Annotated in this window: 15 protein-coding genes; 11 read left to right on the top strand and 4 right to left on the bottom strand. The window is 37.3% G+C overall.

The annotated features are described in order from the left end of the window. Positions 1-8 precede the first annotated feature (8 nt). Positions 9-2,285, top strand: a complete 2,277-nt coding sequence (locus tag F0527_RS05350) for a DNA internalization-related competence protein ComEC/Rec2 (protein ID WP_150284022.1) — start codon at positions 9-11, stop codon at positions 2,283-2,285. A gap of 24 nt (positions 2,286-2,309) precedes the next feature. On the opposite strand, the gene F0527_RS05355 is transcribed toward F0527_RS05350, so the two are convergent. Next, on the bottom strand, positions 2,310-2,444 hold the full coding sequence (locus F0527_RS05355; RefSeq protein ID WP_084246865.1) for a YqzM family protein: 135 nt from the start codon (positions 2,442-2,444) through the stop codon (positions 2,310-2,312). A gap of 159 nt (positions 2,445-2,603) precedes the next feature. Between F0527_RS05355 and F0527_RS05360 the strand changes: the two genes are divergently transcribed. The 3 genes from F0527_RS05360 to F0527_RS05370 all read left to right on the top strand — a co-directional run bounded on the left by F0527_RS05360 (position 2,604) and on the right by F0527_RS05370 (position 5,872). Then, a complete protein-coding gene (locus F0527_RS05360) occupies positions 2,604-3,143 on the top strand; it encodes a GrpB family protein (RefSeq protein WP_150284023.1) in 540 nt (179 codons plus the stop codon). Between the two features lie 92 nt (positions 3,144-3,235). Beyond that, positions 3,236-4,246: a DNA polymerase III subunit delta gene (gene holA, locus F0527_RS05365; protein ID WP_150284024.1), complete on the top strand. Its 1,011-nt coding sequence runs from the start codon at positions 3,236-3,238 to the stop codon at positions 4,244-4,246. Between the two features lie 117 nt (positions 4,247-4,363). Beyond that, positions 4,364-5,872, top strand: coding sequence for an MDR family MFS transporter (locus F0527_RS05370; RefSeq protein ID WP_150284025.1), 1,509 nt, complete (start codon positions 4,364-4,366; stop codon positions 5,870-5,872). A 123-nt stretch (positions 5,873-5,995) separates the two neighbouring features. Here F0527_RS05370 and rpsT read toward each other — a convergent pair whose 3' ends face one another. Then, positions 5,996-6,244, bottom strand: coding sequence for a 30S ribosomal protein S20 (gene rpsT / locus F0527_RS05375; protein WP_066786268.1), 249 nt, complete (start codon positions 6,242-6,244; stop codon positions 5,996-5,998). Between the two features lie 161 nt (positions 6,245-6,405). Between rpsT and gpr the strand changes: the two genes are divergently transcribed. The 5 genes from gpr to hpaB all read left to right on the top strand — a co-directional run bounded on the left by gpr (position 6,406) and on the right by hpaB (position 13,212). After that, the gene (gpr, locus tag F0527_RS05380) at positions 6,406-7,413 is read left to right on the top strand and encodes a GPR endopeptidase (RefSeq protein WP_150284026.1); all 1,008 of its coding nucleotides are present in this window, start codon (positions 6,406-6,408) and stop codon (positions 7,411-7,413) included. A 52-nt stretch (positions 7,414-7,465) separates the two neighbouring features. Beyond that, on the top strand, positions 7,466-8,308 hold the full coding sequence (gene spoIIP, locus F0527_RS05385) for a stage II sporulation protein P (RefSeq protein WP_150284027.1): 843 nt from the start codon (positions 7,466-7,468) through the stop codon (positions 8,306-8,308). A gap of 179 nt (positions 8,309-8,487) precedes the next feature. After that, entirely contained in the window at positions 8,488-10,323 is a 1,836-nt protein-coding gene (lepA, locus tag F0527_RS05390; RefSeq protein WP_066786277.1) for a translation elongation factor 4, read from the top strand. Between the two features lie 524 nt (positions 10,324-10,847). Next, the gene (locus F0527_RS05395) at positions 10,848-11,390 is read left to right on the top strand and encodes a hypothetical protein (protein ID WP_150284028.1); all 543 of its coding nucleotides are present in this window, start codon (positions 10,848-10,850) and stop codon (positions 11,388-11,390) included. 388 nt (positions 11,391-11,778) lie between these two features. Beyond that, entirely contained in the window at positions 11,779-13,212 is a 1,434-nt protein-coding gene (gene hpaB / locus F0527_RS05400) for a 4-hydroxyphenylacetate 3-monooxygenase, oxygenase component (RefSeq protein ID WP_150284029.1), read from the top strand. A 141-nt stretch (positions 13,213-13,353) separates the two neighbouring features. Here hpaB and F0527_RS05405 read toward each other — a convergent pair whose 3' ends face one another. Together F0527_RS05405 and F0527_RS05410 are read right to left on the bottom strand one after the other, a co-directional pair. Further along, the gene (locus F0527_RS05405; RefSeq protein ID WP_150284030.1) at positions 13,354-14,139 is read right to left on the bottom strand and encodes a phosphotransferase family protein; all 786 of its coding nucleotides are present in this window, start codon (positions 14,137-14,139) and stop codon (positions 13,354-13,356) included. A gap of 101 nt (positions 14,140-14,240) precedes the next feature. Continuing rightward, positions 14,241-14,639 (bottom strand): hypothetical protein, encoded by a 399-nt coding sequence (locus F0527_RS05410; RefSeq protein ID WP_150284031.1) that lies wholly within the window; start codon positions 14,637-14,639, stop codon positions 14,241-14,243. A gap of 199 nt (positions 14,640-14,838) precedes the next feature. Between F0527_RS05410 and hemW the strand changes: the two genes are divergently transcribed. Together hemW and hrcA are read left to right on the top strand one after the other, a co-directional pair. Next, entirely contained in the window at positions 14,839-15,972 is a 1,134-nt protein-coding gene (hemW, locus tag F0527_RS05415; RefSeq protein ID WP_150284032.1) for a radical SAM family heme chaperone HemW, read from the top strand. 99 nt (positions 15,973-16,071) lie between these two features. Next, entirely contained in the window at positions 16,072-17,091 is a 1,020-nt protein-coding gene (hrcA, locus tag F0527_RS05420) for a heat-inducible transcriptional repressor HrcA (RefSeq protein ID WP_147193844.1), read from the top strand. Positions 17,092-17,097 lie beyond the last annotated feature (6 nt).

Below are 17,097 nucleotides of genomic sequence, written 5' to 3' on the forward strand. Positions count from 1 at the left end.
TAGCTATTATGCTTGCTGTTCTCGCAGCATTTAAAGATAGCTTTCTTCTTTGGCTATTCGTTCCGTATAGCTGTTTTCTATGGTGGAAAAAAGAAAAAACATGGCTTCTTGCCATTATCGCCGTTTTTTCTTTTTCTGCCTTTTTTTATACAAAGAATCGAAATGAAGATTTAAAAGAACATATTCCAGAGCATGCGGTGATTACATGGACTGGTTCCTATACAATCAGTGGCGCTAAATTGCGTGGTTTTTCTATAACGGACAGTGGTGCCAAAATTTATACGGTCATGACGTTTTCAAACAAAGAAGAGAAAGAAGAATACGAAAATATTTCTTTAAGTGGGGCTATGTTCCATGTTAAAGGAAAACTTACGCCAGCTAATATGCCTGCGCATCAATATGCTTTTTCAATGGATGAGTACCTGAAGAGTCAAGGTGCTATAGGCATTTATGAAATTGAACAAGCTGAATATATTGGAAAAAAGAAAAGTATTTCTTCCGTTTTGGCACAGCAACGATTAAAAGTTAAAAAGCATATAGAAAGGACATTCCCTAAACGTTTAGCAGCTGAAGCAGAGGCACTGATTATTGGCGACCAAGGGAATGTGGATGATGATCTCAGTCGCGCTTATCAAAAACTGGGTATCACACACTTATTCGCTATTTCTGGGTTACATGTTGCGCTTATCACGCTATTGCTTTTTGAGATAATGCTGAGGTGCCATGTCCGCAAAGAGCATGCAACACTGGCTATCATGATTGTTCTTCCGCTGTATGCTTGTCTAGCTGGTGGGGCCCCTTCGGTATGGCGATCTGTGACTGTGGTAGAAATAATGATGATTAGTCGAGCAAGCAAATCATTATTAACGGTAGATGATGCACTTTCTATAAGTTTCATTTTGCTTCTTGCCTATCAGCCAGCTATGATATTTCAAGTGGGGTTTCAATTGTCATATTTGGCGACAGCTGCGCTAATTTATTCAAGTAGGATTTTACAATCTTCAAATCATGTATTGCTCCAATCATTTTATATGACATTTGTCTGTCAGCTATTAGTCTACCCTTTATTGATTTACCACTTTTTCGAGCTGAGCCTTTCTTCATTCGTGGCTAATCTTGTGTTCGTGCCCCTATTTTCGTTTGTGATTTTGCCAATTAATCTCATTATGCTTGTATTAACAGGTATATCTTTACCGCTTTCTAATCTAATTTTTGCAGTATATGAACCACTGAGAACATGGTTAACCTCAGGGATCTTGTTTTGCAAGGAAATACCCTATCAAATGTGGGTGTCAGGCAGGCCGGACATTCTTCTTTGTGTCTTAGCAATGATAGGTGTATTAACTGCTTTTGTTTATATTGAGAAAAAATATTTTGTCCGAGCAGCTGCATGTATTTTATTCCCGGTTTTGGTCATTTATTTTTCATCAAGCTTGCACCGAGATTTACGCATTACTTATCTAAACGTTGGCCAAGGGGATAGCGCAGTGATTGAACTACCATATCGCAAAAAAGTATATGTAATTGATACAGGCGGTTTACTTCGTTTTGGCCAGGAAAAATGGAAGGAACCTAAGAATGAGTATGAAGTAGGTAGGAGGGTGGTGGTCCCATATTTAAAAGGTCGAGGGATACGCTCAGTGGATGCAATGATTTTAACGCACGCAGATGCAGACCATGTTGAAGGTGCGGAAGAAGTAATTGAGGAATTGCGTGTGAAAGAAATACACATAAGTCCAAACTCTTGGGAGAAGGCAGTGATGGGAGAGGTACTTAAGCTCGTCAAGGAAAAAAGAATTCCTCTAAAAGAAAGAATGGCAGGTTATAGCTGGGCAGAACACCGTACTGAATTCAAATATATTTCACCTACGGATACTAATTATGAGGGTAATAATGATTCTCTTGTCCTGCTGCTAAAGTTTGGCAAATTTAAAAGCGTTTTTACCGGTGATTTAGAAGAGTTGGGGGAGAGGCAGCTCATCGGAAATAACGTAGCGGATATAGCGGGACTAACGATACTAAAAGCTGGCCATCATGGAAGTAAAACGTCAAGCTCGGAGCCTTTTTTGAATATAACAAAGCCTTTGCTTACCATATTCTCTACAGGCTTAAATAATCGGTATCGTCATCCGAGCCAGGAAGTGGTCGATCGTTATCAAAGATTAGGTTATACTACTTTAAACACAGCGGAATCAGGATCAATCGAGTTGTCAGTCAAAGAAGACTCATGGCAAATCCATACAACGGCAGAGTTTCTTGAAAAGAAAAAAGCTTTGTCCAAATGACAAAGCTTTTTTCGGAATAAAGACTTATAAATTCACATACTCAATAACTGTTGCGATGATGAACATGATTGCGAAGAATGCGAATGATACGCCGAATCCAACGCCTGAATCGATCGCGTCATTTCTTTTGCTTTGTACCTCTTGTTCAAATGGATTCATTACTATCCCTCCTAGTTCGATTTAATTATACGGTAACGGCTGTGAAAAATCTAGATTGAATGCGGAAAATGGCATTCTCTGCAATAGATTTAAAATAGGGCTTAAAGTAGTAATATGTCAACTAAATTTAAACTTAAACAAATTATTAGGAGGCATTTCATGAAGTTAGGATTGAAGCGGGATGAAGTAAAGTTGATAGATTATTCGCTTGAATGGAATGAAGAGTTCCAGCAAACACGGAAAGCTATAGAAGAACATACAGGTCTAGCTGCAGAGCGTATCGAGCATATCGGCAGTACGGCAATTAAAGATATGCCTGCCAAGCCGATCATTGATATTTTAGTAGGAGTAGACAATCTAAAAAAAGTAGATGAATCATTGCTGAGAGACTTTTTAAAAGTTGGTTTTTTAAGGTTGAAAGTAGAACGGCCTGAAGAAAAGGTGTTGGCTAAGTTTACGGATGATACTTATCAAGAAAAAACCCACTTTGTACATTTGGTTGATTATCAAAAAGATCTTTGGCATAATCTCCTATTCTTTAGGGATTATTTAAATGCGAATGAAGCAGTTAAACATCGCTATATGAAGCTGAAACAAGAATATATTAATAATACAGCTACAGGGTTAAATATCAATGATTATACTAAGTGTAAAGAAGACTTTGTAAAGAATATTTTTAGTATAAGAAATAACAATTAGAAAAATCCACTATCCATTTCCTTAGCGAAGACAGTGCATATCCACCAAAACACATGTATACTTAAAGGAGCAGTAGTAGGGGGAGTATCATTATGTTTTCAAAATTATGGGCTGATATTCAAAAAGGGAAATTGGCGCCTGTTTATCTTTTAGCGGGCCTCGAATCTTATTATATAGACGAAACGATACGCAGAATCAAAGATAAGTTAGAAGAAGAAGGAGAGGTTGAATCAGTTACAATAGATTTGGATGAGAAGCCAGTAGATCTAGTAATTGATGAATCAGATACGATTCCTTTTTTCTCAAACAAGAAGTTGATTATTGCAAAGAATGCTTCGTTTTTAAAGGCAACGGATAAAACAAAAGAAAAAATCCAACATGATTTGACACGGCTTGCTAGATGGTTAGAATTTCCATCAGACACATCTGTGACAATTTTTATTGCACCGTATGAAAAGTTAGATGAACGAAAAAAGGTAACAAAGCAAATGAAAGAGCATGCGGTATATTTGTTAGCTGAAACCCCGAAAGAGCAAGATTTGGCTGTTTGGGTGCAACATGAGGTAGCCAGGTTTGGCAAGTTAATTGAAGATGAAGCAACAGCTAAACTAATTGAACTCGTTGGCTTGGATATGCTTCATCTGAAATCAGAAGTAGATAAAATTTGCTTATATCTTGGTGAAGAAACAACTATCACTGCTTCTTTAGTGGAGGAACTCGTTTCAAAGACATTGGAACAGGATGCATTTAAAATGTTGAATGCTTATATCCGCCATGATGTTTCTGAAGCGCTCTCTATTTATCACGATTTAATACGGCAAAAGCAAGAACCCATTATGCTTGTCGCGCTTTTAGCTTCACAAATTAGGTTGATGTCTAATGTCTATTATTTATTGAAGAAAGGTTATCATTCAGGACAAATCGCCAAGCAGTTAAAGGTCAATCCTTATCGGATCAAACGTATAGTAGAAGACAGACGAAATATATCGGAAGAAGCTTTATTGAAAGCATTGTATGGACTGAGTGAAGTCGACCTCAAGTTAAAGTCGGTCAGCGGTAGACGAGAGAGATTCCTAGAACTCTTTTTAATGAAACCATTATAGATAGAAGGAAAGCTAGCTTATTTGAGCTAGCTTTTTTCTATTTTAAAAACGAATATTATAGCGATACCACAATCCTTTTTACTATATACTGTGAATTAGAGAAGGGAGAGTGAATACATGATTACAAAAGAGAGCAATATCCGGTTTGTTGTTGCGGGATTATTGCTAGGGATTTTGATGTCCGCCATGGACAATACTATCGTGGCAACTGCAATGGGAACGAATGTGTCGGATTTAGGGGACTTTGACATGTTTATCTGGGTAACATCCGCTTATATGGTGGCTGTTATGGCAGGGATGCCGATTTTCGGAAAATTATCGGATATGTTTGGACGTAAGCGTTTTTTTATATTTGGATTAGTCGTTTTTTTAATTGGGTCAGCACTTTGTGGAATTGCACAGTCAATGACACAACTAAGCATTTACCGCGCGATCCAAGGTATAGGCGGTGGCGCTTTAATGCCAATTGCCTTTACGATCGTGTTTGATATATATCCACCTGAGAAGCGAGGGAAAATAACGGGATTATTGGGTGCAGTATTTGGTGCATCTAGTGTGCTCGGTCCGTTATTAGGCGCATACATCACAGAGTATATCAGCTGGCATTGGGTGTTTTATGTGAATGTGCCCATCGGCATTATTTCATTATTTTTCATTCTTCGCTACTATAAAGAATCCTCAGCACTCGAAAATCAAAAAATTGATTGGGGTGGGGCAATTACTCTCGTAGCAGCAATCATCTGTTTAATGTTTGGATTAGAGCTAGGCGGCAAGAAGTTTGATTGGTTATCCATTGAAATTGTCAGTTTGTTTAGTGGATTTATAATTTTTTTTATAGCATTTATTATATTCGAGATAAAAGCAAAAGAGCCAATATTACCATTTTGGCTTTTCCGCAGACGTCTATTTGCTGCTTCACAAATATTAGCTTTTTTATATGGCGGTACGTTTATTATTTTGACGATTTTTATTCCGATTTTTGTTCAAGCTGTTTATGGCGGGTCGGCAACAAATGCAGGGTTAATATTAATGCCCATGATGCTTGGGTCAGTAGTAGGCAGTGCGATGGGTGGTATTTTCCTTACTAAAACAAGCTTCCAAAGATTAATGATAATTTCTGTTATATCCTATTTTGCAGGTATGTATCTTCTTAGTACATTGACGCCTGATACAGCAAGGCTACTTTTGACCGTTTATATGATTTTAGTGGGATTTGGCGTTGGCTTTTCGTTCTCTCTTCTGCCGACAGCTTCTATCCATAACCTTGAACCGAATTTTAGAGGGACAGCTAACTCAACTAACTCTTTCTTGCGTTCGTTTGGCATGACACTTGGTATTACCATTTTTGGTGCTATACAAAGTAGTGGGTTTTCACAAAAATTGACTGATGCCTTTAAGGGAATGGGGAATGGCAACTATATACCGGATACAGATAATTCGAGGCAACTTTTTGAAGCCAGTGAACGCGCAAAGATTCCTAGTTTTATACTTGATAAAATAGTCCATGCTTTGTCGGACTCTGTTACTTTCACATTTTCTATGGCTTTAATTCCTATTGCCATTTCTGTCATTGTTGTACTATTGATGGGGAAAGATAGAGTTGAAGTTGTAAAAAAGGAAAGTTAAGTTAATTCTAGCATTAAATAAAGGAACCTTCCGTAGTCGAACGGTTCTTTTTACATGTTCAAAAGTTATGCAATAAAAAAAGGCTAGAGATTTCTCTCTAGCCTTTTTGAATCCCATCAAGGATTAAGCTTTTTTCATTAAACGAGCTTTTTGACGAGAAGCTGCATTTTTGTGGATCAAGCCTTTTGAAGCTGCTTTGTCTAAAGATTTAACAGCAAGAGTTAATAGTTCGTTTGCGTTTTCTTCTTTAGCAGTTAGTGCAGCGTCAGCTTTTTTTACAGCAGTACGCATTGCTGATTTAGCTTGTGCGTTTTGTGCGTTAGCTTTAGTGTTAACTTTTACGCGTTTGATTGCAGATTTAATATTTGGCATTTCAAATTCACCTCCTAAAAAGGATCGAGATGAGTAAATTCTCAACTGTATGTGTCTATACAACAAGCATCATTATAGCAAATGCCTACTATAAAAATCAAGAGACAATCGCAAAGAATATTTACTTGACACAATGGTCAAACTAACGAAGAGGTGATAGAATGGAAAATTTTAAATGGTCAACTGTTGATTTAGTCGATGAAACAACAGCCTTTATCAATCATAAGACAGAGGAAGAGCGAGAGACACTAAGGGAATCTAATGGAATTGATATAAAAGAAACTTGGGAAAATATTGTAAAGGTCACAGAAGTTATTGTGTCCCAAAAAGGAGAAGAACATATCGGTAAAAAAGAGGGCACGTATGTTACTTTATCTGTACCTACGTTAGACCCTTATGACCAAGAAGGTCTTGAGATGTTCGAAGAGTCAATCATTAGAACACTGCAAAAACTTCATAAAAAAGAGTCGCTTGAAAAAGTATTGATAATAGGGTTGGGCAATCGCACAATTACACCAGATGCCGTGGGTCCAATGACGATTGAACAGCTCCACAACCAGGATGAACTAATTCAAGATAGATGTATGATTTATGCGCCAGGAGTAACAGCGCAAACAGGATATGAAACGAGCGAGTTTGTCAAAGCGTTGGCGGATCGTATTAAGCCATCCTTAATCATTGCAATTGATGCTCTCGCGACTAATTCGAGCGAACGACTCTGTAAAACAGTTCAAATTACAAACACAGGCATTCAGCCTGGGGCGGGAGTAGGGAATGCCCGCAAAGAGATTTCGCTTGAAACAATGGGATGTCCTGTCACAGCAATTGGATTACCAACGGTGGTGGATGGTCCTGTATTGATAACAGATGCAATTGACACCATGTTCAAATATATCTCCGCACAGATATCAGAAGGGAAGTCGCCGTCCAAAGCTTTATCTGTTTCTGCCTATACGCCTAGCGAAGATACGAAGATACAAACAGAGGCACTGATTCCCATCTTTGGTGATTGGGTGAAGTGGGACAAAGAAGAGCGACTTCAGCTATTCCAAGAGGTTCTAACAGGCCAGCAACGGCTTTTTGTGACGCCAAAAAATATTGATGATTGGCTCTCTGCTTATATCAACATGCTATCGAGTGTTTGTACGCGATGGATTAGTAATGCATAACGGTTCTATCTCTCTCTCCTCCTTCATAAGCTGACAGGAGGAGGGATATAGAATGCGAAGACGCAAACAACGATGGAAATTTAGTTTATTATTCTTAGCAATCTTCTTTTCACTACCTATTATTGCAGCTAAGATCCCGGTGTTGGCTGAACAAAAGCCAAATGGAAAACCAGTCATTGAGTCCCCTGTACAAGAAACAAAAGTTGCTTATGCTGCTAAAAAGGGGTTAGCAACAAAAGTATCGGACAAAAAATCAAAAGCTTCTTTTGATGCATTGGTATATTTTACACATTCGCATGAAGCATATGCGCCTATACTTCGAAAGCATCAACAGGCAGTAACTGCGTATCATAATACAGAGAATATCCAATCCCTAGGAAAATTGTTCACAAATCATTTTAAACAAAATAATATTCAATTGGACCTTTTGGATGTTGATACTCAGAAAGTGATGAGTCAAAAACAAATGAAATTTTACCAGGCGTATGATGCAGTACGTCCTTATGTTAAAAAGCAAATTGAAAAAAAAGATTATGATTTAATCTTGGATATTCATAGAGATTCTGCAAAAAGAAATTTATCGACTATCACATATAATGGCACTTCTTATGCACGCATGGCCATTGTCATCGGAACAAAAAATCCAAGTTACCAGGCAAATGAAGCGTACGCTGAGAAGTTGTCTAAAAAAATGGCAGAATTAGTGCCTGGTATCTCGCGTGGTGTTATTGCTAAAAAAGGTGCGGGCGTAAATGGAATTTATAATCAAGATTTGTCGAAGCAATCCATCTTAGTTGAAATAGGTGGTGTGGATAATACGGAAGAAGAGTTAAATCGATCAGTCGCGATTTTGGCACGTGCAATCGAAGAAGCGTTTGCTAATCCTAATTCCTAACATTGCAATATATGGCGTTTCACTGCTATAATTCTTAATAACAACATTTCAGTAGATCACCGCTTCTATAGTGGTGTGATAGAAAGAGAAATGAAGCTGAAAAAAATGAATTAGTCTAAGGCGACGCATGCAAATAGACGATTCAAAAATGAGGCGCATAGATTATAGGAGCGGAACGAATGAATCGAGAAGAATTAATTAACAGACAAGAACATATACGAAATTTCTCTATTATCGCACATATTGATCACGGCAAATCAACATTAGCAGACCGGATACTAGAGAAAACCCAAGCGCTAACAGCAAGGGAAATGAAAGAACAGCTGCTAGATTCCATGGATTTGGAAAGAGAACGAGGCATTACAATTAAACTAAATGCCGTACAGTTGAACTACACAGCGAAAGATGGAGAAACATATATTTTACATTTAATCGATACACCGGGGCATGTCGATTTTACTTATGAAGTTTCACGAAGCTTGGCTGCATGTGAAGGTGCGATTTTAGTTGTCGATGCAGCACAAGGTATTGAAGCCCAAACGCTTGCAAATGTATATCTTGCGCTAGATAATGACTTGGAAATCTTACCAGTCATTAACAAAATCGACCTTCCATCAGCTGATCCAGAGCGTGTACGAGGAGAAATAGAGGATGTCATTGGCCTCGATGCATCTGAAGCTGTGCTTGCATCAGCCAAAGCGGGCATTGGAATAGAAGATATTCTGGAGCAAATTGTTGAAAAAGTGCCGGCACCAATAGGAGATCCGGAAGGGCCATTACAAGCACTGATATTTGACTCTGTATATGATGCATATCGTGGCGTAATTACCTCTATTCGGGTTGTTGAAGGCACTGTGAAACCAGGAGATAAAATTCGCATGATGGCAACAGGTGCAGAATTTGAAGTCATCGAAGTAGGCGTGCATACTCCAAAAATGACGCCAGCGAAGTTTTTAACTGTCGGGGATGTTGGCTATCTCACAGCTTCTATTAAGAATGTAGGAGATACACGTGTAGGGGATACAATTACTTTTGCAAATCGCCCAGCCACAGAAGCATTACCTGGCTATCGTAAGTTGAACCCAATGGTGTATTGCGGTCTTTATCCAATTGATACATCAAAATACAATGATTTACGGGAAGCATTAGAAAAATTAGAGCTGAATGACTCTGCTCTCCAATATGAGCCTGAAACATCACAAGCTCTAGGATTTGGTTTCCGTTGCGGATTTTTAGGTCTCTTGCATATGGAGATCATTCAAGAACGTATTGAGCGTGAATTTAATATTGATCTAATTACAACAGCACCATCAGTTATTTACCATGTGCATATGACCGATGGTGAGGAAGTTAAAGTGGACAACCCTTCAATGATGCCGGATCCACAAAAGGTTGATCGTATTGAAGAGCCTTATGTTAAAGCAAGTATAATGGTGCCAAATGATTATGTGGGTGCTGTAATGGAGATCTGCCAACGAAAACGCGGGAATTTCCTGACGATGGATTATATGGATTCTATACGCGTAAATATCCTGTATGAAATTCCGTTATCCGAAATTGTTTATGATTTCTTTGATCAATTGAAATCCAGCACAAAAGGATATGCATCTTTTGACTATGAATTGATTGGTTATAAACCATCAAAACTAGTGAAGATGGACATTCTCTTGAATGCAGAACAGGTCGATGCTTTAAGTTTCATCGTTCACAAGGATTTTGCTTATGAACGAGGAAAGGTTATTGTTGAAAAATTAAAAGAGTTAATTCCACGTCAACAATTTGAAGTACCAGTGCAAGCTGCAATTGGTCAAAAAGTTGTTGCACGCTCAACTATTAAAGCGATGCGTAAAAACGTTTTGGCTAAATGTTACGGCGGCGATATCTCGCGTAAACGTAAACTTCTTGAGAAACAAAAAGAAGGTAAAAAACGTATGAAGCAAGTCGGCTCCGTTGAAGTCCCGCAAGAAGCGTTTATGGCTGTACTTAAAATGGATGATGATCAACCGAAAAAATAACATTAATACCATAAGGTTATTGAAGAATTTAATAAAGCGGTTAGGTAATACTTGGTGGATTTTCACACCGTATTCCTACCGCTTTTTTTATATGCTAGCAAATTTTAATTTATTTGCAAATGAGTCAAAAATGTCGTCTGTAGCATATCATACAATCTTTTTAGTTAGATGAATGTTTCTTTCTTTAGTAATAGAAGAACTGAATTGCGGATTTAAAGAATGTAGCAGTAATAAATTTATATCTCTGGCGTAAAAAAGAATAATATGCTTCATGATTCTTCCTTTGGGGAAGGGTCACTCGAAAAGAGTGGTCTTTTATTATAAATATTAAATATGGATATGTAATATACTTCCTTCTATGTCTCGACTGAAAGTATTACGTAAACAAAATATGCTGCTGGATAAGATGCTAAGGCTATTGGAAGGGTGTAGTATTCACCCAAAAAGATGTACTTGGTAGTCCAAACAATTAAATTTTTCTAGCATAAAATAATCTAATCGAAATAATAGAAGGGAGGATACATTTGTCTAACAATAATGGATTTAATAAGATTTGCAATGATTGCGAGAGGTTTGAAGAATGTAAAAGTTTATCCAAATTTAAGGTTTCTAGTTGTCCCAATGTACCAACTCAAGAAGAGCCAGTACAATTTACCCCAGTTTTTGGTTCAATATATAACGTAGCTGGAGGAGATCCTACAACTAATCCAAATGTAGATTTCGACACTGTCGGACCTTCCAGTGGAACAACACCAAGTACAGTTGATGATTCTATTACTGTTAATAGTCAAGGGGTATATACTGTTACGTTCACAATTCAATTAAATGCAGAATTAGCAGGAACATTTAACAATATTATTTTCCAGCTCACTATAAATGGGACTCCTCTTCCAACAAAACAGATTGAATTTCAAACCTTTGTAGATGGCGTGACTGAAATAGATGTAGTATCAAGAACGGACCAAATCGCGTTAAACCAAGGTGATGTTATACGAGTTGCCATAGTGAGTACAGCTGGGATTATTACTTATGATAATGCTGCATTGGTAGTAACAAAAGTTGCATAGGGTGTAATTGTGCCATATAGCAAATAACGACAAAATCGTAGTAAAGTGATAGCATAAAGTTTTTGGTAAGATGCTTCATGATTCTTCCTTTGAATATGGGCCACTCGAATTAAGATTGATCTTTTTAAAATAATAATTGTGCAACCGTTTTTCTATGGACACGAAGTTACAGAAAGAACAGATGATTAGTAAACTTTAATTCTTTCCCTCACCCTTACCCTCACCATTAGGTGGAGGGTTTTATCTTCCGCAGTTAGAGAAATAGTAGAAGCTTCCCCTTTACTTTTTACTCCATCAAATTACAATGTCACCGCCTGTAAAGAATTGTCATATGATACTTTTAGACGAATAACTAAAAGTTGATGATTAAATAGGTAGGAGGAGAGTTATGCCCGTAAGAACTGGATCCCAATATATTGAACAGATTGATCAATTGAAGGCTAATATTTGGGTTGATGGAGAACAGGTGACAGGCAATATTTCTGAACATCCTGCATTTAAAGGTGTAATGAAGAGTCAGGCTAGGTTATATGATTTACAACAGGATGAGAAACTAAAAGATAAATTAACCTATCCTTCTGAGGAAACGGGTAATCCTATAGGACTTTCCTTTCTCATGCCAAGGTCTAAAGAAGATTTAGCCAAGAGAAGAGAGGCTATCCAGCTCTTAGCAAGAGAAAGCAATGGCATGATGGGAAGAAGTCCAGACTATATGAATACAGCTCTCATGGCCTTGGCTTCTTCGGTCCATTTATTGGAGGGTGAGGAAAATTGTTTTCCTGAAAATATTCAAAACTTTTATGAATACGTACGTGAAAATGATTTATCGATGACACATACGTTTATTGAACCTCAAGTCGATCGTGGTAGCGTTTTAGATAAACCGACGAGTGAACCAATTTCTGCTGAGGTTGTAGAAAGAACGAGTGAGGGTCTTATTGTCAAAGGCGCGCGTTTACTCGCAACACAGGGTGGCATCACCGATGAAATGTTATTCATTAAAGCGGGGAAGCCATTTGATGAAGAGAGCGGGTTTGCATTTTCCATTCCAAGTAACACAAAGGGACTCAAATTTATTTGTAGAGAATCTTTTGTAGAAGGGGAGTCTGTCTTTAATTATCCTTTAAGTTCTCGCTATGAAGAAATGGATTCAATCGTAGTCTTTGATAATGTTTTAGTACCGTGGGATCGTGTATTTTATTATGATAATATTGATGTCGCACAGTCCTTTTTAGGTAGGAGTTCTTTTCAACCTTTTGGATTACATCAGGTGTTATCCAGACAAATTGTGAAAACAGAATTTATGCTGGGAATCGTTCAATCAATTATAGAATCTATCAATATTTCAGGCTTTCAACACGTACAAGAAAAGGCTACCGAAATTATTGTGGCACTTGAAACTTTAAAAGCCTTGTTGATCAAATCCGAAGTTGAAGCAAAGATGAACGAAGCAGGTTTGATGCAGCCAGATTATACGACTCTTAGAGTTGCCATCAGTATTTTTCCTAAGGTATATCCACGTTTTACTGAGATAGTTCAATTGTTAGGTGCGAGCGGCTTAATGTCTATTCCAACCGAAAAAGCATTTCACTCATCAATTCGAAAAGACATAGACCTATATCTACAATCTGCTGCAAATAATGCAGAAGACCGTGTAAAACTTTTCCGGCTCGCTTGGGATGCGACAATGAGCTCATTTGGTACCCGTCAGACCTTATATGAACGGTTCTTCTTTGGAGATCCAGTGAGATTGTCAATGAGCCTCTATCAAGAATATGACAAGAAACCTTATGTAGAATTGGTGAAAAAGAAACTTAAATAGAATCTTGGCTTTATTTCTAGTCAACCTGAGAGAAAGTACTTAGAAACGAAAAATCGGATAGCCATGGGCTATCCGATTTTAATAATTAAATAATAGATCATCTAATGATGTTGGAGATGCCTTGACTTGGATAGGGTATGATTAAAAGAATTCATATAATCCGTCCGCAAAGTATTTATATTCCTCTTGATTTATAATTCTTTTGCCGTATCCTTCAAAGAAAATCTCTCTATCGCTATTTTCAAAAACATAGGGTTTAGGACGAATGGCAAGCGCTACATCATATCTTGGATCACCATAAGCGCCTCCGGACCAATCAATCACCCCAGACAATGTACCGTTATGGACCAATACATTATCTATTGTAAAATCACCATGTATTAATGTTTGTTTAATAACCTTAGGCTTTTGTGATTGGATTTTTTTTAATATTGCTTCTGATCCATCTACTTCATAGTGTGTGAAGTTATATGCGGCTTTTAGTAGCATTTCATCAATCCAAGGCGTTTTATATTTCAATTCAGCGGGACATGAAGTTGAATGTATACGTGATAATGTCTTGCCAAAGACAAATATTATTTCCTCTCTAGTTTCCTTATTCTTCTCTTTAGATAGAGCTTCTCTAACAGTTAGTCCTTCAAGATATTCAATTAGAGCCCAAGATTGATCTTTGTCACATTTAAATACTTTTATTTGTGGAATCGGTAAATCTGTTTTACCAGATAAACAATGTAGTACAGAAATTTCTTTGTTCAACCAAGTATTATATAAAGGATCTTTTGTTCTTTTAAGCGCGAAAATAGACTTATCACCCTTAATAATGGCAACATCTGATGTACAACCCTGCTTTGGGAAACGAATTGAATGGATGGTACCCATGTACTTTTTTATCTCATTAGGAATTTCACTTATATCAATTGGCTGCAAAACAATACACCTTCTTTACAAAGTATTCTAGTTTTCTATTAAATTATAGTATTACTGTGTACTAAAAAGAACGGACAGCTAGATGCCATCCGCCTTTTATATTAATCTAAATCACGTTCTGTCGAATACTCGTTGCCATCCAAATCACTAATGACACGTTTGCCGACTTTCTTTAATTTTAATTCTAATCCATTAGATCCGGTAATCGTATACGTGTTGCCAGCTGTTTTAATTTTTATATTGTTGTAATGATTTTCGCTACTTTTTTCATTAGTGTTTTTTTGAGGATTAGTAGAGGGTTTAATATTGTTCAAAGTGGGATTTGTAATAATCGTTAAGTTATCCTTATTAAAAATAAGTTGGTTGGCTTCTTCGGTTTGTCCACTAAATACGGTGTTTTCCAAATCACTTTTCTTTGCAATATATTCCCCCGTATCTGTGTTGCTTGCACAACCAGCTAAAACGGAAATTGACAATAAAGCAATCAAAAATCTTTTCATTATACACTCATCCCCTTTAATGTTTATACAAATTATAGGAAAATTAAAATAATTTTACAAGTTATAATCTAAATAAAACTTTTTATATCAACGCGTCTGATTTTCATTAACAGTAAAAATAAACTAAACTATATGACAGGATTAAAAGATGTTAGTTAAGAAGCAGTTTAGAATTTTCAAAAGGAAGAAGGTTTTCAGATTGGCTAGAGGTATTTATATTCATATTCCGTTTTGCCATCAGATCTGCAACTATTGTGATTTCAACAAGGTATTTTTTAAAAACCAGCCAGTCGATGAATATATAGAAGCATTGGGTGAAGAAATGCGCATGTGGGCAAGCGACTATAAGGATCACAAAATTGAAACAGTTTTCTTAGGGGGAGGCACACCAACCGCACTTTCACCTGAGCAACTTCAACGTTTATTGTCATTAATTCGCATGTATATACCAATGGAACATGTCACAGAATTTACTTCAGAGGCTAACCCAGATGAATTGACGGAAGAAAAACTGCGTGTTTTATACAATGGGGGCGTTAATCGGCTTAGCATGGGTGTTCAAGCATTCCAAGAGGAGCTTTTGAGAAACTTAGGGCGTACTCATTCCAATGAACATGTATTTGAAACGATCAACAATGCCAGAAAGATTGGTTTTGAAAATATCAGCATTGATTTAATGTATGGTTTGCCTGGACAAACGATGGAACAATGGAAAGAAACATTAGCATATGCTTTCTCTTTAAACCTCACTCATTTTTCTGCATATTCATTAATCGTAGAACCAAAAACAATATTTTATAATTTGATGGTCAAAAGAAAGCTTAGTCTTCCAGGTGAAGATTTAGAAGCAGAAATGTATGATGTGTTGATGGAGGAGATGGAAAAACACGGGTACCATCAATATGAAATTAGTAATTTTAGCCAACCTGGCTACTCTTCTATTCATAATCAAATATACTGGGACAACGATGAGTATGCTGGATTTGGGGCAGGAGCTCATGGGTATATGAATGGTGTGCGTTATTCTAATATTGGTCCGTTAAAGAAATATATGGAAGCTATTTCTCGAGGCGAAAAGCCTATTCAACAGACACATGTTGAAACAAAGCAAGAGAAAATAGAAGAAGAACTCTTTCTTGGACTTCGCAAAACAGCGGGTGTCAGCAAAAAGCATTTCTACGAAAAATATCAATGTACTATCGAAAATGTTTATGAGGATCAGCTGAAAGATTTACTTGAAAGAGAGCTTATTGAAGATGATGGTGACTTTGTCAAACTCACTCGAAAAGGGCGTTTTGTAGGTAATGAAGTATTTCAGCAATTTTTATTGTAGGGTTAGGCATTTCCGTTGACATCATTCTTGAGAGGTGTTAAATTAATAATTGTATTAGCACTCCTCCTTATTGAGTGCTAACAATGTGAGGTGATGATCATGCTAACGAATCGACAGCTGCAAATTCTGCAAGTAATCATAGATGATTTCATTGCGACCGCACAGCCTGTAGGATCTCGCCAAATTGCGAAAAAAGAAGGTATAGGTTTTAGCGCCGCTACCATACGGAATGAAATGGCTGATTTAGAAGAGCTTGGTTACTTAGAGAAAACCCATACTTCTTCTGGTCGGGTTCCTTCCGAAAAGGGTTACAGGTTTTATGTGGATCATATGTTAAAACCTCAAATTATTACAAATCAAGATATCATAACTATTCAATCCTTATTTCAAGATCGGATGATGGAAACCGAGCAAGTAATTCGCAAATCCGCTGATATTTTATCAGAATTGACCACCTACACGTCGATTATTTTGGGACCGGATGTTCAGCTTCATAAAGTAAGGCGATTTTCAATCGTACCGATTTCAGTGGGATCTGCTGTAGCCATTATCGTAACAGATCATGGTCATGTAGAAAATCGATTAATATCAATACCTGAAAACTATTCGCTATCGGATATTGAAAAAGTCGTTAATATATTAAATGAACGGCTTGTTGGAGTTCCACTGGAGCAGATTCATAAAAAACTGGAAGAAGAGGCAACGGCTGTTATTGCGCAGCATATTGGCTCATATGATGGATTGCTTACGTCAATTTTCGACCTCAATAAGTACCACGGTGAAGGTAAAATATACTACGGTGGTAAAACGAATATGCTGAAGCAACCTGAATTCCATGACTTAAATAAAGTTCGAATGCTGATGGAGCTAATGGAAAAAACAAGTCAAATACAGACTATTTTCCCTCATCATCAATCAGGCATTCAAATCCGAATAGGCTCTGAAAACCATCATATAGCAATGGAGGATTGCAGCGTCATCACAGCAACCTACACTATAGGTGAAGAGCAAAAAGGATCAATCGCGATCATCGGTCCTACTCGCATGGATTATAGGCGAGTAGTTTCTATATTAGATTTAATGAGCAGTGGTCTTAGTCGATTTATCGAACGCCACTAGCATGGC

The sequence above is a fragment of the Rummeliibacillus sp. TYF-LIM-RU47 genome (assembly GCF_008638315.1).
Taxonomy (GTDB): Bacteria; Bacillota; Bacilli; order Bacillales_A; family Planococcaceae; genus Rummeliibacillus; species Rummeliibacillus stabekisii.